21 protein-coding genes and 1 tRNA gene are annotated in these 18,344 nt (G+C 67.2%); 10 read left to right on the forward strand and 12 right to left on the reverse strand.

Translation table 11 applies throughout. The features are described 5' to 3' along the window. Positions 1 to 72: 72 nt before the first annotated feature. The 3 genes from pilB to ispB all read right to left on the reverse strand — a co-directional run bounded on the left by pilB (position 73) and on the right by ispB (position 3,061). Positions 73 to 1,800 carry a type IV-A pilus assembly ATPase PilB gene (gene pilB, locus ASC98_RS24825; protein ID WP_056817471.1) on the reverse strand — a complete coding sequence of 576 codons (1,728 nt, stop codon included), beginning with the start codon at positions 1,798 to 1,800 and terminating at the stop codon, positions 73 to 75. Between the two features lie 168 nt (positions 1,801 to 1,968). Next, a tRNA-Pro gene (locus ASC98_RS24830) sits at positions 1,969 to 2,045 on the reverse strand. A 74-nt stretch (positions 2,046 to 2,119) separates the two neighbouring features. Next, positions 2,120 to 3,061, reverse strand: coding sequence for an octaprenyl diphosphate synthase (ispB, locus tag ASC98_RS24835; protein WP_056817138.1), 942 nt, complete (start codon positions 3,059 to 3,061; stop codon positions 2,120 to 2,122). 283 nt (positions 3,062 to 3,344) lie between these two features. On the opposite strand from ispB, the gene rplU reads away from it, so the two are divergent. The 4 genes from rplU to proB all read left to right on the forward strand — a co-directional run bounded on the left by rplU (position 3,345) and on the right by proB (position 6,320). Then, entirely contained in the window at positions 3,345 to 3,656 is a 312-nt protein-coding gene (rplU, locus tag ASC98_RS24840; protein ID WP_056817140.1) for a 50S ribosomal protein L21, read from the forward strand. Between the two features lie 42 nt (positions 3,657 to 3,698). After that, positions 3,699 to 3,959, forward strand: coding sequence for a 50S ribosomal protein L27 (rpmA, locus tag ASC98_RS24845; RefSeq protein WP_056817149.1), 261 nt, complete (start codon positions 3,699 to 3,701; stop codon positions 3,957 to 3,959). Positions 3,960 to 4,091: 132 nt separating this feature from the next. Continuing rightward, on the forward strand, positions 4,092 to 5,183 hold the full coding sequence (gene cgtA, locus ASC98_RS24850) for an Obg family GTPase CgtA (RefSeq protein ID WP_056817474.1): 1,092 nt from the start codon (positions 4,092 to 4,094) through the stop codon (positions 5,181 to 5,183). Between the two features lie 18 nt (positions 5,184 to 5,201). Continuing rightward, positions 5,202 to 6,320 (forward strand): glutamate 5-kinase, encoded by a 1,119-nt coding sequence (gene proB, locus ASC98_RS24855; RefSeq protein WP_056817476.1) that lies wholly within the window; start codon positions 5,202 to 5,204, stop codon positions 6,318 to 6,320. Here the strand turns inward: proB and ASC98_RS24860 are convergent, their stop codons facing one another. Beyond that, positions 6,321 to 6,920, reverse strand: coding sequence for an RNA pyrophosphohydrolase (locus ASC98_RS24860; RefSeq protein WP_056817152.1), 600 nt, complete (start codon positions 6,918 to 6,920; stop codon positions 6,321 to 6,323). A gap of 134 nt (positions 6,921 to 7,054) precedes the next feature. On the opposite strand from ASC98_RS24860, the gene ASC98_RS24865 reads away from it, so the two are divergent. Both ASC98_RS24865 and ASC98_RS24870 read left to right on the forward strand, forming a co-directional pair. Beyond that, positions 7,055 to 8,800, forward strand: a complete 1,746-nt coding sequence (locus ASC98_RS24865) for a proline--tRNA ligase (protein WP_056817155.1) — start codon at positions 7,055 to 7,057, stop codon at positions 8,798 to 8,800. Beyond that, positions 8,797 to 9,456 carry a lytic transglycosylase domain-containing protein gene (locus tag ASC98_RS24870; protein WP_056817158.1) on the forward strand — a complete coding sequence of 220 codons (660 nt, stop codon included), beginning with the start codon at positions 8,797 to 8,799 and terminating at the stop codon, positions 9,454 to 9,456. The genes ASC98_RS24865 and ASC98_RS24870 overlap by 4 nt, the downstream gene beginning before the upstream one ends. On the opposite strand, the gene ASC98_RS24875 is transcribed toward ASC98_RS24870, so the two are convergent. The 6 genes from ASC98_RS24875 to hemA form a co-directional block, all read right to left on the reverse strand. Next, positions 9,453 to 10,016 (reverse strand): UbiX family flavin prenyltransferase, encoded by a 564-nt coding sequence (locus ASC98_RS24875; protein ID WP_082542262.1) that lies wholly within the window; start codon positions 10,014 to 10,016, stop codon positions 9,453 to 9,455. The genes ASC98_RS24870 and ASC98_RS24875 overlap by 4 nt on opposite strands. Positions 10,017 to 10,027: 11 nt before the next feature. Further along, positions 10,028 to 10,345, reverse strand: a complete 318-nt coding sequence (grxD, locus tag ASC98_RS24880; protein ID WP_047500156.1) for a Grx4 family monothiol glutaredoxin — start codon at positions 10,343 to 10,345, stop codon at positions 10,028 to 10,030. Between the two features lie 133 nt (positions 10,346 to 10,478). Next, complete coding sequence (locus ASC98_RS24885; RefSeq protein WP_056817161.1) at positions 10,479 to 11,054, reverse strand: hypothetical protein; 576 nt, start codon at positions 11,052 to 11,054, stop codon at positions 10,479 to 10,481. A gap of 156 nt (positions 11,055 to 11,210) precedes the next feature. Next, positions 11,211 to 12,056: a peptide chain release factor N(5)-glutamine methyltransferase gene (gene prmC / locus ASC98_RS24890; protein WP_056817163.1), complete on the reverse strand. Its 846-nt coding sequence runs from the start codon at positions 12,054 to 12,056 to the stop codon at positions 11,211 to 11,213. Then, positions 12,053 to 13,138, reverse strand: coding sequence for a peptide chain release factor 1 (prfA, locus tag ASC98_RS24895; RefSeq protein WP_056817165.1), 1,086 nt, complete (start codon positions 13,136 to 13,138; stop codon positions 12,053 to 12,055). Before prfA ends, prmC begins: the two co-directional genes overlap by 4 nt. 94 nt (positions 13,139 to 13,232) lie before the next feature. Next, the gene (gene hemA / locus ASC98_RS24900; protein ID WP_056817167.1) at positions 13,233 to 14,522 is read right to left on the reverse strand and encodes a glutamyl-tRNA reductase; all 1,290 of its coding nucleotides are present in this window, start codon (positions 14,520 to 14,522) and stop codon (positions 13,233 to 13,235) included. A gap of 130 nt (positions 14,523 to 14,652) precedes the next feature. Here hemA and ASC98_RS24905 point away from each other — a divergent pair, with 130 nt between their 5' ends. Continuing rightward, positions 14,653 to 14,934: a hypothetical protein gene (locus ASC98_RS24905; protein ID WP_056817170.1), complete on the forward strand. Its 282-nt coding sequence runs from the start codon at positions 14,653 to 14,655 to the stop codon at positions 14,932 to 14,934. On the opposite strand, the gene miaB is transcribed toward ASC98_RS24905, so the two are convergent. Both miaB and ASC98_RS24915 read right to left on the reverse strand, forming a co-directional pair. After that, the gene (gene miaB, locus ASC98_RS24910) at positions 14,931 to 16,283 is read right to left on the reverse strand and encodes a tRNA (N6-isopentenyl adenosine(37)-C2)-methylthiotransferase MiaB (RefSeq protein WP_056817173.1); all 1,353 of its coding nucleotides are present in this window, start codon (positions 16,281 to 16,283) and stop codon (positions 14,931 to 14,933) included. The genes ASC98_RS24905 and miaB overlap by 4 nt on opposite strands. Before the next feature lie 10 nt (positions 16,284 to 16,293). Beyond that, a complete protein-coding gene (locus tag ASC98_RS24915) occupies positions 16,294 to 16,713 on the reverse strand; it encodes a hypothetical protein (RefSeq protein WP_082542226.1) in 420 nt (139 codons plus the stop codon). An 89-nt stretch (positions 16,714 to 16,802) separates the two neighbouring features. Between ASC98_RS24915 and ASC98_RS24920 the strand changes: the two genes are divergently transcribed. From ASC98_RS24920 to ASC98_RS24930, 3 genes are all read left to right on the forward strand, one after another. Next, positions 16,803 to 17,546, forward strand: coding sequence for a serine protease (locus tag ASC98_RS24920; RefSeq protein ID WP_056817176.1), 744 nt, complete (start codon positions 16,803 to 16,805; stop codon positions 17,544 to 17,546). 172 nt (positions 17,547 to 17,718) lie between these two features. After that, the gene (locus ASC98_RS24925; RefSeq protein WP_056817178.1) at positions 17,719 to 17,928 is read left to right on the forward strand and encodes a hypothetical protein; all 210 of its coding nucleotides are present in this window, start codon (positions 17,719 to 17,721) and stop codon (positions 17,926 to 17,928) included. Positions 17,929 to 18,032: 104 nt separating this feature from the next. After that, positions 18,033 to 18,278, forward strand: coding sequence for a hypothetical protein (locus tag ASC98_RS24930; protein ID WP_056817179.1), 246 nt, complete (start codon positions 18,033 to 18,035; stop codon positions 18,276 to 18,278). The last annotated feature ends 66 nt before the right edge of the window (positions 18,279 to 18,344 follow it).

Below are 18,344 nucleotides of genomic sequence, written 5' to 3' on the forward strand. Positions count from 1 at the left end.
CCTGCGAGGACACGCCGGTCCTCGTCCCGTTGAATAGTTGTTCGACACGCGCCGCCAGCGGCGCGGATTGCATCACTCGTTGGTCACGGAAATGACCTCTTCCAGCGTCGTGGCGCCGGCACGGACCTTGATCAGGCCGGACTGCCGCAGATCGCGGATGCCGTCCTTCTGGGCCTGTGCCGCGATGTCCATCGCCGTACCTTCGGACAGGATGATGCGCTGAATCTCTTCGCTGATGGGCATCACTTGGTAAATGCCGACCCGACCCTTGTAGCCGTTGCTGCAGGCCGAGCAGCCGACCGCGCGGTACGGCCTCCAGCTGCCGTCGATGTCCTTTTCGGCGTAGCCGGCCTTCAGCATCGCTTCGCGCGGGTACTCGGCGGGTGTCTTGCACACCTCGCACAGGCGACGTGCGAGCCGCTGGGCGGTGATCAGCAACACGCTCGACGCGATGTTGAACGGTGCGACGCCCATGTTCAGCAAGCGGGTCAGCGTGGTGGGAGCGTCGTTTGTGTGCAACGTCGACATCACCATGTGGCCGGTCTGCGCTGCCTTGATCGCGATGTCGGCGGTTTCGAGGTCGCGGATTTCGCCGACCATGATGACGTCGGGATCCTGGCGCAGGAACGACTTCAGCGCGGCCGAGAAGGTGAGCCCGGCCTTGTCGTTGACGTTGACCTGGTTGATGCCCGGCAGGTTGATTTCCGCGGGGTCTTCGACGGTCGAGATGTTGACGCCCGGCTGGTTCAGGATGTTCAGGCAGGTGTAGAGCGACACGGTCTTGCCGCTGCCGGTCGGGCCGGTCACGAGGATCATGCCGTAGGGACGGCCGATGCATTTCAGCAGGCGGTCCTTTTCGATCTTCTCGTAGCCGAGGGCCTCGATGCCGAGCTTGGCGCTGGACGGGTCGAGAATCCGGATCACGATCTTCTCGCCGAACAGCGTCGGCAAGGTGCTGACCCGGAAGTCGATCGCCTTGTTGCCGAACTTCAGCTTCATCCGGCCGTCTTGCGGCACGCGCTTCTCGGAGATGTCGAGGCGCGAGATGACCTTGATGCGCGACGCGAGCTTTTCCTTGATCGCGATCGGCGGTTGCGTGATTTCACGCAACTCGCCGTCGACGCGGAAGCGCACGCGGTAGTGGTATTCGTAGGGCTCGAAGTGCAGGTCGGAGGCGCGCGCATTGATCGCGTCGATCAGCATCTTCTGCAGGAAGCGCACGACCGGGGCGTCTTCGACGTCGGTCGTGACTTCCTGGCTCTCGGGGGCCGCTGTCGTGTCTTCGTCGGTGACGTCGAACTCGAACTCGCCGCCGACGATGTTCTCGAGGGATTCGCTGGCGCTGGTGTTGCTCGCTTCGAGGATCTTCGCGAGCTTGTCGTGCTCGACGATGATCCATTCCGGCGACAGCTGCGTCGCGAATTTGATGCGCTCGGCGGCCTCCTGGTCGGTCGGGTCGGCACCGCCGATGAACAGCCGGTTGCCGCGCTTGCCGAGTACCAGCACCTGATACTGCACGGTGAGCTTGCCGTCGATGACGTTCTTCGGCAGCTTCTGCGGATCGACCGCATTCAGGTCGAGCAGCGGCAGCGCGAGTGCCGTGGCAAGGGTATGGGCCAGATCCGAGGGGGAGACCGCACCGGCGGCGATGGCCGCGGCCACGAAGCTGGCTTTCTTGTCCTTCGACGTCTTGACCAGGTCTTCAGCGGTCTTCGCATTCAGCTTGCCTGCATGCACCAGGACCCGCGCAACGCCTGAGAGTGCAGATTGGGGGGCTTCGGCAAGAGTGTCCACAGGCAGGTTTCGTGCAAAAAAGACTAGTCGACGATCAAACGATGATCGCCGATCCACGTGGCACTGTAAACCGAAGCCGGCCCTGGAGCGGTCAAGAAGTCACACCGAGCAGCCTGATGCCTTGCAACAGATTGCGTCAGGAGGACAAGGACAGCGGTGGACTGCGGAAAAAACTGGTCGGGGTGAGAGGATTCGAACCTCCGGCCTCTACGTCCCGAACGTAGCGCTCTACCAGGCTAAGCTACACCCCGATCTTTCGGTGCGAACCCGCGAGCAACGCGAGGCACCTGATGACAACAAGCCGCAGTGTTCTGATTCGGGGGTCTCAGAACGACCTGTCGATCGATCGAAAACACAATTCTAGCAGAGCTTCGCGGTGTTTCGAGTCAGGCAGCAACAAGAGACTTTCGCGCGCCTTGTCGGCTTCGTCGCGAGCGGCTTGCCGCGTGGCATCGAGCGCCCCGGTGAGGCGGACGATCTCGACGATTTCTGCCAGCCGCGCGACCTCGCCATGCTCGATCGCGTGACGCACCACGGCGCGTTGTCCGGCCGTGCCCCGTTCCATCGCCAGCAGCAGCGGCAGCGTCGGTTTTCCTTCACGCAGATCGTCGCCGACGTTCTTGCCCAGTTGCTCGGTCGCACCCTCGTAATCCAGCAGGTCGTCGACCAGTTGGAACGCGGTGCCGAGCGCACGGCCGTAGCTCGCGCAGGCATCCTCGATGTGAGGCGGCGCATCGGACAGCACCGCGCCCAGCCGCGCGCTGGCCTCGAACAGCTTGGCGGTCTTGAAGCGGATGACCCGCAGGTAGTCTTCCACCGCGAGGTCCGGGTCGTGCATGTTCATCAGCTGCAGCACCTCCCCCTCGGCGATCACGTTCGTCGCATCGGCCAGCACTTCGAGCACCCGCATGCGGTTGACCGACACCATCATCTGGAAGGCACGCGAATACAGGAAATCACCGACCAGCACGCTGGCGGCGTTGCCGAACAGTGCGTTGGCGGTGGCACGTCCTCGGCGCAGCTCGGATTCGTCGACGACATCGTCGTGCAGCAGCGTGGCCGTGTGGATGAATTCGACGGTGGCGGCCAAGTCGAATCGCTCCGGCCCGCGGAAGCCCAGTGCGTTGGCAAACAGCAACACCAGCATCGGGCGGATCCGTTTCCCGCCGGCGCTGATGATGTAGTTGGAGATCTGGTTGATCAGCACGACGTCGGATGACAGGCGCTGCCGGATCACCTGATCGACCTCGCTCATTTCCGGAGCCATGAGTTGCGCAAAACCTGGCGCGGGACTGGTGGGATGAGGGGTGGAGGTCTGCACGGAAGGCTCAGGTGTTTGCGCCAAATTATAGGAAGCGGGGACGCGCCAACGATTTGTGCAGGATTGCCGGCTTCGCCGAGGCGACGCCGGCCGGCCCGGGCTTCCCCGGGGCTGGATGAGCGTGCTAGACTCGCGGGCTCTGCATTTCCTGCAGGGTTCGCCCATGGGTGCCGCTACTCGAGCAGATCGAGAGCCGAGCCCCCTGGCGGAATTCATTGAAAGGGCTGATATGTACGCGGTCATAAAAACCGGCGGCAAACAATACAAGGTTGCTGCAGGCGAAAAGATCAAGATAGAACAGATTGCTGCGGATGTTGGCCAAGAGATCACGATCGACCAGGTGCTTGCCGTCGGAAACGGCGCAGACCTGAAAGTCGGGACTCCCTTGGTGACGGGCGCAAGCGTGAAGGCCACCGTGGTGGCGCAAGGCAGGCACGACAAGGTGCGCATCTTCAAGATGCGCCGTCGCAAGCACTACCAGAAGCGGCAAGGTCACCGCCAGAACTTCACCGAGATCGAGATCAGCGCGGTTTCCGCCTGATCGAAGCCTGACCTGCTTCCCCAAGCTTCCAGGAGTTAAACCATGGCACAGAAAAAGGGCGGCGGTTCCACACGGAACGGCCGCGATTCCCAACCCAAGATGCTCGGCGTCAAGGCCTTCGGTGGCCAGATGATTCCGGCCGGTTCGATCATCGTCCGCCAGCGCGGCACGAAGTTCCATGCCGGTCAGAACGTCGGCATCGGCAAGGACCACACGCTGTTCGCGTTGGTCGAGGGCGAAGTCAGCTTCGCCATCAAGGGCCCGCGCAACCGCCAGACGGTCAGCGTCAAGACGGCAGCGTGAGCTGCGGCTGCCTCGCGCAGCTGGCGTTGATCCCGAGCCCCGGTCACCCGGGGCTTTTGTTTTTTCCGGTCGCCGGTCGACCGGTGGCCTACCATGCAGCCTCTGGCGGTGCGGTGGCCTGTGGGCGAGATCATGAAATTCGTAGACGAAGCGACCATCGATGTGGCGGCAGGCAATGGCGGCAATGGCTGCATGAGCTTTCGCCGCGAGAAGTTCATCCCCTTCGGTGGGCCGAACGGGGGTGACGGCGGGCGCGGCGGCAGCGTCTACGCCGTCGGCGACCGGAACCTGAACACGCTGATCGACTTCCGCTATGCGCGTCGGCACGAAGCGCGCAGCGGCGAGAACGGCCGCGGGTCCGACCAGTACGGCGCGGCGGCCGAAGACATCGTGCTGCGCATGCCGATGGGCACCATCATCACCGACACCGAAAGCGGCCAGGTGCTGGCCGAGCTGCTGGTGCCCGACGAGCGGGTGCTGCTGGTGAAGGGCGGCGATGGCGGTTTCGGCAACCTGCACTTCAAGACCAGCACCAACCGTGCGCCGCGCCAGAAGACGCCCGGCTGGCCCGGCGAGCAGAAGAAGCTGAAGCTCGAACTGCGCGTGCTGGCCGACGTCGGCCTGCTCGGCATGCCGAACGCCGGCAAGTCGACGCTGATCGCCGCGATCTCGAACGCGAAACCGAAGATCGCCGACTACCCGTTCACGACCTTGCATCCGAACCTGGGCGTGGTGCGCGTGGCGCCGGAGCAGAGCTTCGTCGTCGCCGACATCCCCGGGCTGATCGAGGGTGCGGCCGAAGGTGCCGGCCTTGGCCACTATTTCCTGCGCCACCTGCAACGCACCCACCTGTTGCTGCACCTGGTCGACATGGCGCCGTTCGACGATGCGGTCGACCCGGTCGCGCAGGCGAAGGCCATCGTCACCGAGCTGAAGAAATACGACCAGTCGCTGCACGACAAGCCGCGCTGGCTGGTGCTGAACAAGCTCGACATGGTGCCGCTCGACGAGCGCGAGAAGCGCGTGAAGGACTTCGTCAAGCGCTTCAAGTGGAAGGGGCCGGTGTTCCAGATCTCCGCGCTGACGCGCGAAGGCTGCGAGCATCTGGTGCATGCGATCTACAAGCATGTGGCGGCGTTGAAGAACGTCGTGCCGGACGATCCCGATCCCCGTTTCGACGCACCGGCGCAAGACCAGGGGTCCGCCGCCGCTGCCCACGAGTGATGCAGGCGAGTGAAGCAGATGAGTGAAGCGCTGAAGAACGCCCGTCGCATCGTCGTCAAGGTCGGCTCCAGCCTCGTGACGAACGAAGGCCGGGGCGTCGATGCCGAGGCGGTCGGCAACTGGTGCCGGCAGATGGCGCACATCGCCGGGCAGGGGCGCGAGATCGTGATGGTCTCGAGCGGCGCGATCGCCGAAGGCATGAAGCGGCTCGGCTGGGCGACGCGCCCGAAGGCGATCCACGAGCTGCAGGCGGCTGCCGCGGTCGGGCAGATGGGCCTGGCGCAGATCTACGAAACCCAGTTGCGCGCCTACGGGATGGGCAGTGCGCAGGTCCTGCTCACCCATGCCGACCTGGCCGACCGCGAGCGCTACCTGAATGCGCGCTCGACCTTGCTGACCTTGCTGCGCATGCGCGTCGTGCCGGTCATCAACGAGAACGACACCGTCGTCAACGACGAGATCAAGTTCGGCGACAACGACACGCTGGGCGCGCTGGTCGCCAACCTCATCGAGGCGGACGCGCTGGTGATCCTCACCGACCAGAAGGGCCTGTACTCCGCCGACCCGCGCAAGGACGAATCGGCCACCTTCATCCATGAGGCGCAGGCCGGCGCGCCTGAGCTGGAGCGCATGGCCGGCGGGGCCGGCTCCAGCCTCGGCCGCGGCGGCATGATCACGAAGATCCTGGCGGCCAAGCGGGCTGCGCGCAGCGGCGCCTCGACGGTGATCGCCTGGGGCCGCGAACCTGACGTGCTGATCCGCCTGGTGCAAGGCGAGGCGATCGGCACCGCGCTCAACGCGCCGACGCAGAAGATGGCCGCGCGCAAGCAGTGGATGGCCGATCACCTGCAATTGCGGGGCGCCGTCGTGATCGACGACGGTGCGGTCGCGAAGTTGCGCGACGAAGGCAAGAGCCTGCTGCCGATCGGCATGGTCGAGGTGCATGGGGAGTTCGCGCGCGGCGACGTGATCGCGGTGCGCTCGGGCGCGGGCCTCGAGATCGCCCGCGGCCTGGCGAACTATTCGAGTTCCGAGGCGCGCCTGATCGCGCGCAAGCCGTCGAGCGAGTTCGAGCGGCTGCTCGGCTTCACCGGCGAGCCGGAGATGATCCACCGCGACAACCTGGTGCGCGGCTGATCAGTCCTTCGGCGCGCCGGGGTCGTCGTCCAGTGCCTGCGGCTCGGTCGCCGGCCGCGATTCCTCGAAGCCGTCGTCGCGGTGATGCGGCCGCATGCCCGAACGCAGGTAGCGATTGTGATGATTCCCGCGCGGCAGGAAGCGCGCGAGCTCGGTCAGCGCCATCTGGTACACATCGCGCTTGAACTCGATCACGACCTCGAGCGGCACCCAATACTCGTTCCAGCGCCAGGCATCGAACTCCGGGTGGTCGGTGGCGCGCAGGTTCATGTCGGTGTCGCGGCCGACCAGCTGCAGCAGGAACCAGATCTGTTTCTGCCCGCGGTAGTGGCCGCGGGCGTCGCGCCGGATGAAATGATCCGGCACTTCATAGCGCAGCCAGTCGCGCGTGCGCGCGATGATGCGAACATGGTCCGACGTCAGCCCCACCTCCTCGTGAAGCTCGCGGAACATCGCCTGCTCGGGCGTCTCGCCGTATTTGATGCCCCCTTGCGGGAACTGCCAGGAGTGGGTCCGGATCCGTTTGCCCCAGAAAACCTGGTTCTTCGTATTGAGCAGGATGATGCCGACGTTGGGTCTGAACCCTTCTCGGTCGAGCATAATCAACCTCAAATTCCTTAGTTGAAATCATTATTGCACCGGCATGACGGGAATCAACCCCGTGGCTTTCCCTCAAGGCCTGCCGACTGCTGTTTTCTTCAGCGCTCTTTTTCGGCGTTCTTCCCCGCATCCCCATGAAAGCCTCCCAGTTCTTCGTCTCGACCCTCAAGGAAGCGCCCGCCGACGCGGAAGTCATGAGCCACAAGCTGATGCTGCGCGCCGGCTTCATCAAACGGCTCGGCGCCGGCATCTACACCTACATGCCGATGGGGCTGCGGGTGATTCGCAAGGTCGAGGCCATCATCCGCGACGAGATGAACCGGGCTGGCGCCATCGAGCTGCTGATGCCGGTCGTGCAACCGGCCGAGCTGTGGCAGGAAACGGGGCGTTTCCAGAAGATGGGGCCGGAGCTGCTGCGCGTGAAAGACCGGCACGACCGCGACTTCATCATCCAGCCGACCTCTGAAGAGGTCATCACCGACATCGCGCGCCAGGAGCTGCGCAGCTACCGCGCGCTGCCGAAGAATTTCTATCACATCCAGACCAAGTTCCGCGACGAGCGCCGCCCGCGCTTCGGCGTGATGCGCGGCCGCGAGTTCACGATGAAGGACGCCTACTCCTTCGACCGTGACCTCGACTCCGCCCGCAAGAGCTACCAGGCGATGTTCGACGCCTACGTGCGCATCTTCGAGCGCCTGGGCCTGCAGTTCCGCGCGGTCGCTGCCGACACCGGCGCGATCGGCGGCGAGGTCTCGCAGGAGTTCCAGGTCATCGCCGACACCGGTGAAGACGCGCTGGTCTACTGCCCGACCTCCGACTTCGCCGCCAACATCGAACTCGCCGAAGCGCTGCCTGCCGTCGCGCAGCGCGCCGCCGCGACGGCCGCGCTGCAGCGCACGCCGACCCCGAAGGCCAGCACCTGCGCCGACGTGGCCGCATTGCTCGGCGTGCCGCTGCAGACCACCGTGAAATCGCTGGTGCTCGCGACCGACGAGACGGACGATGCCGGCGACCTGAAGCAGACGACGATCTGGTTGCTGCTGGTGCGCGGCGATCATTCGCTGAACGAGGTCAAGGCCGGCAAGCTGGCCGGCCTGAAGGCGGGCTACCGCTTCGCCACCGCGTCGGAGATCGAGGACCACTTCGGCTGCAAGCCCGGCTTCCTCGGCCCGATCGGGCTGCGCAAGCCGGTCAAGGTCGTCGCCGATCGCACCGTCGCGAACATGAGCGATTTCATCTGCGGCGCCAACGAACCCGACATGCACATCACAGGCGTCAACTGGGGCCGCGACCTGCCCGAGCCCGACCTGGTCGCCGACATCCGCAATGTGCTCGAGGGCGATCCGTCGCCCGACGGCAAGGGCGTGCTGGCCATCCAGCGCGGCATCGAGGTCGGCCACGTGTTCCTGCTCGGCACGAACTACACGAAGGCGATGGATGCGACCTACCTCGACGAGTCCGGCAAGCCGCAGCTGATGATGATGGGCTGCTACGGCATCGGCGTCACCCGCATCCTGGGTGCCGCGATCGAACAGCGCCACGACGAACGCGGCATGCTGTGGCCGACCGCGATCGCGCCGTTCAGCGTCGTGATCTGCCCGATCGGCTACGACCGGTCGGCCGAGGTGCAGGCGGCCGCCGACCAACTGCACGAGCAGCTCGAAACGCTCGGCATCGACGTGATGCTCGACAACCGCGGCGAGCGCCCGGGCGCGATGTTCGCCGACTGGGAGCTGATCGGCGTGCCGCACCGCGTGGTGCTGTCCGACCGCGGTCTGAAGGAAGGCAAGGTCGAGTACCAGGGCCGCTCCGACGCGCAGGCCACGGCGGTCGCTGCCACCGAGGTGCTCGACTTCGTGAAGGCGAAGCTGGCGTCATGACCGTCGCGTGGCCCGCGGCGGCTCCGCGCGCCGCGGGGGCCATCCGGCGGCGATCGCTGCTGGCTGCCGCCGCGGCCCCGTGGCTGGCATGGCCGATGCGCGAGGCCGTGGCCGGCGCGCAGGTCGAGGAGCCGCTCGCCGATGCGGTGCGCGGTGCGTTGGCAGCCGCGATCGCGAACAGCGCGCCGCCGAAGCCCGTTTTCGTCAGCACCGAGGCCCGGCTGGCCTACCTGCGCTGGCTCGGCGAGATGAGCACGCGCCTGAAGAAGCGCAAGGCCGAGCACGTCACCCGCATCGAGTTCCTCGACACGCTGTGGTACGAGAGCACGCGCGCCGGGCTGGAGCCGGCGTTGATGCTGGGGCTCGTGCAGGTGGAGAGCGGTTTCCGCAAGTACGCGATCAGCAGCGTCGGGGCGCGCGGCTACATGCAGGTGATGCCGTTCTGGGCGCGGCTGATCGGCAACGGCGATGTGAGCCGGCTGTTCCACATGCAGACCAACCTGCGCTTCGGCTGCGTGATCATGCGGCACTACCTCGACGTCGAACGCGGCGACCTCTACATGGCGCTGGGCCGCTACAACGGCAGCCGCGGCAAGCCGGAATACCCGAACCTGGTGTTCGGCGCGAAGAAATACTGGGACTACAAACCCGGCTAGAGGCCGGTCCACGGCATGGGCATCGCGGACGCCACGCCCAGCATCGACATCACCCGCTCCACGGTCTCGTTCACCAGCTCGTCGATCGTGGTCGGGCGGTGATAGAACGCCGGCAGCGGCGGGAAGATCACGCCCCCCATCTCGGTCACCGCGGTCATGTTGCGCAGGTGCGCCAGGTTGAAGGGCGTCTCGCGCACCATCAGCACCAGGCGCCGGCGCTCCTTCAGCGTCACGTCCGCGGCGCGCGCCAGCAGGCTGTCGGAGAAGCCGTGGGCCACCGCGGCCAGCGTCTTCATCGAGCACGGCGCGATCACCATCGCCGAACTCGCGAACGAGCCGCTCGCGATCGCGGCACCGATGTCGGCCGGGTTGTAGGCGGTGTGGGCCAGCGCTTCGAGTTCGCGCCGGTCGAGGCCGAGTTCGTGGTGCACGTTCAACACGCCGGCCGGGCTCGCCACCAGGTGAGTTTCGCAGCCGATCGTCTTCAGGCGCTCGAGCAGCCGCACGGCATAGACCGCGCCGCTGGCGCCGGTGACGCCGACGACGATGCGCTGCGGCACGGTCACGCGCGTCAGACTTTGGCGCCCAGCACCTGCTGCAGCTCGCCGGCCTGGTACATCTCCATCATGATGTCCGAGCCGCCGACGAACTCGCCGTTCACGTACAGCTGCGGAATGGTCGGCCAGTTCGCGTAGTCCTTGATGCCCTGGCGCACGCCTTCGTCCTCCAGGACGTTGACGGTCTTCAGGTCGGTCACGCCGCAGGCCTTCAGCACCTGCACCGCGCGGCCGGAGAAACCGCACATCGGGAATTGCGCCGTCCCCTTCATGAACAGGACCACGCGGTTCTGCTTGACGAGGTCATCGATGCGTTGCTGTACGTCGCTCATGGTCTGGCGCCGGCGGGCCCGGCAGAGTTCAGGGTGGAAGGACCGACGTTATACGGCAAAGCGGAGGCGGCCCATGCCGACCTCCGGCATGTCCCCGGCAGAAATGCGACTTCGCTGACGCCGGGACCCGGCGTCAGAACGAATACGACACGCCGAGTTGCAGCACCGGCTGCAGGCGCAGTTCGCGCACCTGGTCGTCCAGGCTCTGGCCGAGGCTGCGCCCGAAACGGCCGGCCAGCACGCCGACATCGGCCGAGAAACCCCAGCCCCCCTTCAGCGACAGCCCGGTGTAGCCGATGCCGACGTAGGGCGAGGTGATGCTGTCGGTGCTGCCGTCGGGGGTGGGATTCACGCGGCGGTCGATGCTGAACTGGGCGCCGGTGCCGGGGCCACTCCACGGCGACGAGCGCGGACCGAACAGCACGCCGCTGGTGGCACGCAGCCCACCGGCGGGCGCGCCCTGGTTGAAGGCGGGCATCAGGTAGTAGTCGGCCATCAGGCTCAGGCTGCTGAGCTTCAGGCTGGTGGCGTCGAAGCCGGGGGTGTCGTTGCGCAGGCCGGGGCTGGTGCTGGCGGTGCCCAGGCTCATGCGACCTTGAAGCTTGCGCCAGCCGAGCCCGTTGCCGCCGACATCGAGGGCCATCGCAGCCTGTGCGCTGACGAGCGCCAAGGCGCCGATGCCGATCCACTTCCACCTGGGGTTCCACATGGCGACTCTCCTTGCGACGGGTGTGACGGGAGACGAACCTGCGGCCCGCTGAAGGCCTCGAGACGATGCTACGCCGGCCGCGCCGCGTTGGGGGCCGCTCCCCCGCGACCCAATGGCAACCAGTCGTCAGCGCGTGCAGTCCTGCCAGTAACAAGCTCAGCGCGTGGCCTGCAGCCAACGGCCGCCAGTGCAGCGCTCGTTGCCGCCCAGGTCGCGGCGGGTGGTCACCTCGTGCAGGCCCGCCGCGGTCAGCAAGGCCTGTACGTCGCGGGCCTGGTCGTGGCCATGCTCCAGCAAGAGCCGGCCTCCGTCGCGCAAGTGGGCACTGGCACCAGCGATGATCTCGCGCAGCGAATCCAGCCCGTCGCCGCCCGGTGTCAGCGCCAGCAGGGGCTCATGCCGCAGCGCATCGAGGTGGTGGTCGTCGCCCGCGATGTAGGGCGGGTTGCTGACCACCAGGTCGAAGTGCCGTCCCGGAAGCGGCGTCCACCAGTGGCCTCGCAGCAACGCGAGCGCCAGGCCCAGGGCCCGGGCATTCGCTTCGGCGACCGCCAGCGCTTCCGCGCTGGCGTCGACGGCGGTCAGGTCGGCGCGCGGGCACCGGTGCTTGATCGCCAGGGCGATCGCGCCGGAGCCGGTGCCCAGGTCCAGCACCTGCGGCGCGTCCGTGCCCGCCAGTTCGCTGCCGAGCACGTCCAGTGCCCAGTCGACCAACGTCTCGGTGTCCGGTCGCGGTACCAGCACGGCCGGAGAGACCTGCAGCGTCAGGCCATGGAAATCCTGCCGACCCAGCAGGTAGGCGACCGGCTCGCCGGCGATGCGGCGCGCGACGAGCGCATCGAAGTTCGTGGCCTGGCCAGCGGCCAGCAGGTCGTCGCCATGGGCGATCAGCCAACTGCGCTCGCGGCCGAGCACCGCGCCCAGCAGCAGCTGCGCATCGAGCCGGTCCAGCCCCGCGCCGCGTGCGCCGGCGAGCGCGGCGTCGACGGTGGCTGCGCTCACGCGCCGCGCCCTTCGAGCTCGGCCAGTTGTTCGGCGGCACTGGCCGCCTGCAACGCGGCCACCACGTCGTCGAGCTCGCCTTCCATCACCGACTGCAGCTTGTACAGCGTCAGGTTGATGCGGTGGTCGGTCAGCCGGCCCTGCGGGAAGTTGTAGGTGCGGATGCGGTCGCTGCGGTCGCCGCTGCCGATCAGCCCCTTGCGCGTTGCGGCTTCCTTCGCGGCGCGCTCGCTGCGGTCTTTCTCGCGCAGCCGCGCGGCCAGCACCGCCATCGCCTTCGCCTTGTTGCGGTGCTGCGATCGGTCGTCCTGGCATTCGGCGACCAGCCCGGTCGGCAGGTGGGTGATGCGGATCGCGCTGTCGGTCTTGTTGACGTGCTGGCCACCGGCGCCGCTGGCGCGGAAGGTGTCGATGCGCAGGTCGGCGGGGTTCAGCTGGATCTCTTCGGCCTCGTCGGGCTCCGGCATCGCCGCGACGGTGCAGGCGCTGGTGTGGATGCGCCCCTGCGTCTCGGTCTGCGGCACGCGCTGCACGCGGTGGCCGCCCGATTCGAACTTCAGCCGCGCATACACGTCGTCGCCGTCGACGCGCAGCACCACTTCCTTGTAGCCGCCGAGGTCGGACATGCTCTCCGACATCAGCTCGGTGCGCCAGCCGCAGCGCTCCGCATAGCGGGTGTACATGCGCAGCAGGTCGGCCGCGAACAATGCGGATTCGTCGCCGCCGGTGCCGGCGCGGATCTCGAGGAAGGCGTTGCGCCCGTCGTCCGGATCGCGCGGCAGCAACGCGGTCTGCAGTTCGTTCTGCAGGCGTTCGAGGTCGGCCTCGGCGGCGGCGATCTCGTCGCGCGCCATCTCGGCCAGGTCGGCGTCGCCCAGCATGTCGCGTGCGGCCAGCAGGTCACGCTCGCGCTGCTGGTAGCGGCGAAAGCGCTGCACCACGCCGTCGACCTCGGCATGCTCGCGCGTCAGCGCGCGGAAGCGGTTCATGTCGCCGACCACCGACGGGTCGGCGAGCGTCGCGTCGAGTTCGCTCAGCCGCATCGCGAGGCGTTCGAACTGCTGGCGGAGGGTGTCTTTCATCGGGGCTCCGGAAAAGGTTCGCGGAGCCGGCGCGCGGCCGAAGCCGCACAGGATGCGCCCGCTCCGCCGTGATGCGGCGGATGACGGGGCGTCGCTAGTGATGGTCGCCGGGCTTGCGCGGCGCGCCGCGCAGGAACAGCCGCGACACCGTCTGCGCGAGCGCGGCGCGGTGTTCGCCGTCGGCCGCATGCAGTTCGGCCAGCGTGCCGTGCAGCATCTTCTGCGTCAGGCCGCGGCTCAGCGCTTCCAGCACCGCGTCGAGGTCCTCGCCCTTCGCCAGCATCTTGCGGGCGCGCGCGATCTCGGCAGCGCGCCAGTCGTCGGCCTGTGCGTTCAGCGCCTGGATCAGCGGCACCGTGCCGCGCTGGTCGAGCCAGTGCACGAAGCTCTGCACGCCGCTTTCGATGATGACCTCGGCCTGCTCGACCGCGGCCTGGCGCTTCTCGCCGGCCGTCTGCACCAGCGCCGACAGGTCGTCGACGGTGTAGAGGTAGACGTCGTTCAGCCGCGACACCTCGGGTTCGATGTCGCGCGGCACGGCCAGGTCGACCATGAACATCGGGCGGTGCTTGCGGGCCTTCAGGGCGCGCTCGACGGCGCCCAGGCCGATGATCGGCAGCGAGCTCGCGGTGCACGAGATCACCGCATCGAACTCGCCGAGCCGGGCCGGCAGGTCCGACAGCCGGATCGCCTCGGCGCCGAAACGCCCGGCCAGCTTCTCGCCGCGTTCCAGCGTGCGGTTGGCCACCGCCATCGCCCGTGGCACCCGGGCCGCGAAGTGCGTCGCGACCAGCTCGATCATCTCGCCGGCGCCGACGAACAGCACCTTGGTCTCGCGCAGGTCTTCGAACAGCTGCGACGCGAGGCGAACCGCGGCGGCGGCCATGCTGATCGAATGAGAGCCGATCTCGGTGGAGGTGCGCACGTCCTTCGCGACCGCGAACGAGCGCTGGAACATCTGGTGCAGCGTCGTGCCCAGCGTGCCGGCGCTGCTGGCCTCGCGCACCGCCTGCTTCAACTGGCCGAGGATCTGCGGCTCGCCGAGCACCATCGAATCGAGGCCGCTCGCGACGCGGAAGGCATGGCGCGCCGCGGCGCCGCCTTCAAGCACGTAGGCGTGGTCCATGAAGTGCTGGCTCGCGACGCCGCCCACGCCGGCCAGCCAGTCGATCGCCGGACGCACCAGCGCCGGCTCGGCCGCGCAGTACAGCTCGGTGCGGTTGCAGGTGGACAGGATCGCGGCTTCGGGGCTGCCGCTCGGGCGCGAGACCCGTTCGCGAAAACCCTGCAGCGTCGGTGCCAGCTGCTCGAGCGTGAACGCAAAACGGCCCCGCAAATCCAGCGGAGCCGTCGTGTGGTTCAGTCCGAGGGCAAAAACACTCATTCCCAGATTATAAAATTTGCCGCGCTGCCCGGCGTTTGCCGATTCTCAAGACCGTCATAGGCGCTGACGATTCGTCACAATGTAGCGGTTTGTCGGCAACTTCCGGGCCAGCTTTTGCGAGAACCAGTCGATGGGACCCTTGGACGCACTGTGGCATTTGTTGAACTTCCTCGGCCCCGCCTTCGGCGTCACCGGCATCGCGTCGGCGATGACCAAACTGCTGTGGCGCCGTGAGCTGGCCGGCGTCCGCTGGGCACGGCTGTGGCTGTGGTCGGCCGGTGTCGCCAGCGTCGTCACCATCGTCGGCCTGGCCTGGCTCGGGCGCGACGGCAAGATGGCGACCTATGGGGCGATGGTCGCCGGCTGCGCGTTGACGCTGTGGTGGGCCGGCTTCGGCCCCGGACGGCGCTAGACGATCGCTTCTTCTTCCCGCGTCACCGCTTCCGCGCGCAGCGAATGCGGGTAGGCCTGCGTGATGGTCACGTCGATCATCTGCCCGACCAGCCGTGCCGGGCCGGCGAAGTTGACGATGCGGTTGCATTCGGTGCGGCCCATCAGCTCGTTCGCATCCTTGCGCGACGGCCCTTCGACCAGGATGCGCTGCACCGTGCCGACGCGCGACTGCCCGATGCGCCGCTGGTTGTCCTCGATCGCCGCCTGCAGGTGCTGCAGCCGCGCCAGCTTGGTCTCGTGCGGGGTGCCGTCGGCCAGCGCCGCGGCCGGCGTGCCGGGGCGCGGGCTGTAGATGAAGCTGAAGCTCGAATCGAAGCCGACGTCGTCGATCAGCTTCATCATCTTCGTGAAATCGTCTTCGGTCTCGCCGGGGAAGCCGACGATGAAGTCGCTCGACAGGCTGATGTCCGGGCGCACCGCGCGCAGCTTGCGGATCGTGCTCTTGTACTCGAGCACCGTGTAGCCGCGCTTCATCGCCATCAGGATGCGGTCGCTGCCGTGCTGCACCGGCAGGTGCAGGTGGTTGACGAGCTGCGGCACGCGGCCATACACCTCGACCAGCCGGTTCGTGAACTCGTTCGGGTGGCTGGTGGTGTAGCGGATGCGCTGGATGCCGGGGATCGCGGCGACGTACTCGATCAGCAGCGCGAAGTCGGCGATCTCGGCGGTGCCGCCCATCGCGCCGCGGTAGGCGTTGACGTTCTGGCCGAGCAGCGTCACTTCCTTGACGCCCTGGTCGGCCAGGCCCGCCACCTCGACCAGCACGTCGTCGAACGGCCGCGAGACCTCTTCGCCACGGGTGTACGGCACGACGCAGTAGCTGCAGTACTTCGAGCAGCCTTCCATGATCGACACGAAGGCGGTCGCGCCGTCGACCCGCGCCGGCGGCAGGTGGTCGAACTTCTCGATCTCGGGAAAGCTGATGTCGACCTGCTGCCGCTGCTGCCGCTGGCGCTGCTTCAGCAGCTCGGGCAGGCGGTGCAGCGTCTGCGGACCGAACACCACGTCGACGTACGGCGCGCGCTCGATGATGGCCGCGCCTTCCTGGCTCGCGACGCAGCCGCCGACGCCGATCATCACGCCCTTGGCCTTCAGGTGCTTCACGCGGCCGAGGTCGCTGAACACCTTCTCCTGAGCCTTCTCGCGCACCGAGCAGGTGTTGAACAGGATCAGGTCGGCCTGCTCCGGGTCCTGCGTCGGTTCGTAGCCTTCGGCCGCGTGCATGACGTCGGACATCTTGTCCGAGTCGTACTCGTTCATCTGGCAGCCGAAGGTCTTGATGTAGACCTTCTTGGTGCGTTCTTCCATCACGACCTCGTCACGGCTTGGTCCAGACCTGGGCGCCCTGGTCGAAACTCCAGGCCTGCGTCTGCTCGACCGTGGTCGGCCACGGCACGACCTTGATCTCTTCGTCGCGCAGGATCCACACGTCCTTGATCAGGCCGGTGAATTCGGTGGTGTAGTGCACGACCAGCTTGCTGCCGACCAGCGGGCCGGTCAGCACCAGCAGGTTGTTCTGGCCGCGGATGCGAACGCCCGGCGCGAGCTGTGCCGGCTTGCCGTTCAGCGTGACCTGCGGCGGGTTGTCGAAGGCGATCACGCCACGCAAGGCGCTCCGCGGGAACGGGCGCTGCGCCTGGGCCGGGGCCTGGGGATCGGACTGGACCTGGGCGGAAGCGGGGAGGGCGGCGCAGGCGAAGGCGAGGGCTGCGGTGGCAGCGATCACACAGCGGTACATGGTGTAGATCCAGTGGCTGTCGGTCAGACGGAAGGTCGATTCTAGGTCAGCGCCCTCTGCGGACTCCGGCAGGCCCCACACTCGGGGCCATGATCGAACCCCTGCTGCTGACCAGCGCCCGAGTCTCCACCTTCGACGGCACCCTCCCGCTGACCGGTGCGAGCGGCTTCTTCTTCGAGCGCGACGGGCGGCTCTTCCTCGTCACCAGCCGCCACGTGCTGATCGACGCGCCGAGCAAGCACTACCCGAGCCGCGTCGAGATCGAACTGCACACCGATGCGGTCAACCTGACCCGCTCGATCGGGCTGTCGATGCTGCTGTACCGCGACGGCAAGAGCGTCTGGCGCCAGGGGCGCGACGCCGGTGGCGAGATCGACGTCGCGGTGCTCGAGATCGAGCGCGCGGCGCTGCCCGCCGGCGTGGCAATGGTGCCGTTCACGCCCGAGCACCTGCAGCATTCGCTCGACGAGGTGGAGGTCGGCAGCTCGCTGCTGGTGGTCGGTTTTCCGCTCGGTTTCCACGACGTGGTGCATCACCTGCCGGTGGTGCGGCAGGCGGCGATCGCATCGTCGTTCGGCGTGCGCTTCCAGGGGCAGGGCTACTTCCTGACCGACGCGCGCACCCACCGCGGCACCAGCGGTGCGCCGGTCGTGATGCGCCACTCGCAGGGCGATGCGCTGCCGTGGAAGCTGCTCGGGATCCATTCGTCGCGCATGGACATGGGCGGACGCGACCTGGAAAACGATGAATCGCTGGGGCTGAACTGCGCGTGGTATGCCGACATCCTGATGACGCTGACCGACGACGAGGCGGCCGTCGCTCCGCCGCCCTGAATCGCTTGCGGCGGGCAAATCTCCTTGAAATCGTCACAGGTATGTCGGACCGCGGTGGTACTGTCGGAGGGTTCGCCGTTCAAAGTCGTTCACGAAAGGCCTCATGAGCATGACCCGTTCCGCGCCTCGCCGACCCTCGACCGAAGCGCCCGCTCGCCCCCCCGCCACCTCCGTGACCCCCGCGGCACTCAAACGACAGGCGCTGCGCAACGCGTTGCTCGGCACGGTGGAGCTGCTGCAGCACCGGCAGGCCGAACAGATCAATGCGAAGCTGATCGACGAGTACGTGGCGCTCGACTGGTTCGAGTGGCGCGGCGGCGCGTTGCAGATCACGCTCACCGGCCAGAACATCTGCAAGCAGATCCGCAGCGGCCTGGTCTGAGACTGACCTGGGGCGGGCCTGGGGTTGACGCACGGCGTCCGCCACGGAGTACCATCCCCTGAAAACCGCGGCCTCGGTCGCGGTTTTTTCATTGGAGGCGCAACATGAAGAACCTGCAGGAAGCCACCGAACGCATCTGCGACCTGAAGGGCTCGCTGGTCGCGATCGACGCGCTGATGGCGGCGCTGATCCGCGTGCTGCCCGCCGATCAGCGCGCCGCGCTGCGCACCGCGTTCGAGGACAACGCCGAGGTCGCGCGCACGGTGATGTTGCATGCGTCGATCTCCGAGCTGTCGATCGCGGCGTTCGAACGCGATGTGGAACGCACCGTCGCGCTGATCGGGCCGTAGAGCCGTGCAGCGGTGCCTGACACGCCGCGGCAGTCCTGAACCAGGTCGGTCAGCGATGTGACGGAT

This window comes from Rhizobacter sp. Root1238 (genome assembly GCF_001425825.1).
GTDB lineage: Bacteria > Pseudomonadota > Gammaproteobacteria > Burkholderiales > Burkholderiaceae_C > Rhizobacter.

Bases quoted from the DNA above. Each gene is read 5' to 3' on its own strand.
- ispB (WP_056817138.1), bottom strand. From the start codon at position 3,061: ATGGCTCCGGAAATGAGCGAGGTCGATCAGGTGATCCGGCAGCGCCTG.
- rplU (WP_056817140.1), top strand. From the start codon at position 3,345: ATGTACGCGGTCATAAAAACCGGCGGCAAACAATACAAGGTTGCTGCA.
- rpmA (WP_056817149.1), top strand. From the start codon at position 3,699: ATGGCACAGAAAAAGGGCGGCGGTTCCACACGGAACGGCCGCGATTCC.
- cgtA (WP_056817474.1), top strand. From the start codon at position 4,092: ATGAAATTCGTAGACGAAGCGACCATCGATGTGGCGGCAGGCAATGGC.
- proB (WP_056817476.1), top strand. From the start codon at position 5,202: ATGAGTGAAGCGCTGAAGAACGCCCGTCGCATCGTCGTCAAGGTCGGC.
- ASC98_RS24860 (WP_056817152.1), bottom strand. From the start codon at position 6,920: ATGCTCGACCGAGAAGGGTTCAGACCCAACGTCGGCATCATCCTGCTC.
- ASC98_RS24865 (WP_056817155.1), top strand. From the start codon at position 7,055: ATGAAAGCCTCCCAGTTCTTCGTCTCGACCCTCAAGGAAGCGCCCGCC.
- ASC98_RS24870 (WP_056817158.1), top strand. From the start codon at position 8,797: ATGACCGTCGCGTGGCCCGCGGCGGCTCCGCGCGCCGCGGGGGCCATC.
- grxD (WP_047500156.1), bottom strand. From the start codon at position 10,345: ATGAGCGACGTACAGCAACGCATCGATGACCTCGTCAAGCAGAACCGC.
- ASC98_RS24885 (WP_056817161.1), bottom strand. From the start codon at position 11,054: ATGTGGAACCCCAGGTGGAAGTGGATCGGCATCGGCGCCTTGGCGCTC.
- prfA (WP_056817165.1), bottom strand. From the start codon at position 13,138: ATGAAAGACACCCTCCGCCAGCAGTTCGAACGCCTCGCGATGCGGCTG.
- hemA (WP_056817167.1), bottom strand. From the start codon at position 14,522: ATGAGTGTTTTTGCCCTCGGACTGAACCACACGACGGCTCCGCTGGAT.
- ASC98_RS24905 (WP_056817170.1), top strand. From the start codon at position 14,653: ATGGGACCCTTGGACGCACTGTGGCATTTGTTGAACTTCCTCGGCCCC.
- miaB (WP_056817173.1), bottom strand. From the start codon at position 16,283: ATGGAAGAACGCACCAAGAAGGTCTACATCAAGACCTTCGGCTGCCAG.
- ASC98_RS24915 (WP_082542226.1), bottom strand. From the start codon at position 16,713: ATGTACCGCTGTGTGATCGCTGCCACCGCAGCCCTCGCCTTCGCCTGC.
- ASC98_RS24920 (WP_056817176.1), top strand. From the start codon at position 16,803: ATGATCGAACCCCTGCTGCTGACCAGCGCCCGAGTCTCCACCTTCGAC.
- ASC98_RS24930 (WP_056817179.1), top strand. From the start codon at position 18,033: ATGAAGAACCTGCAGGAAGCCACCGAACGCATCTGCGACCTGAAGGGC.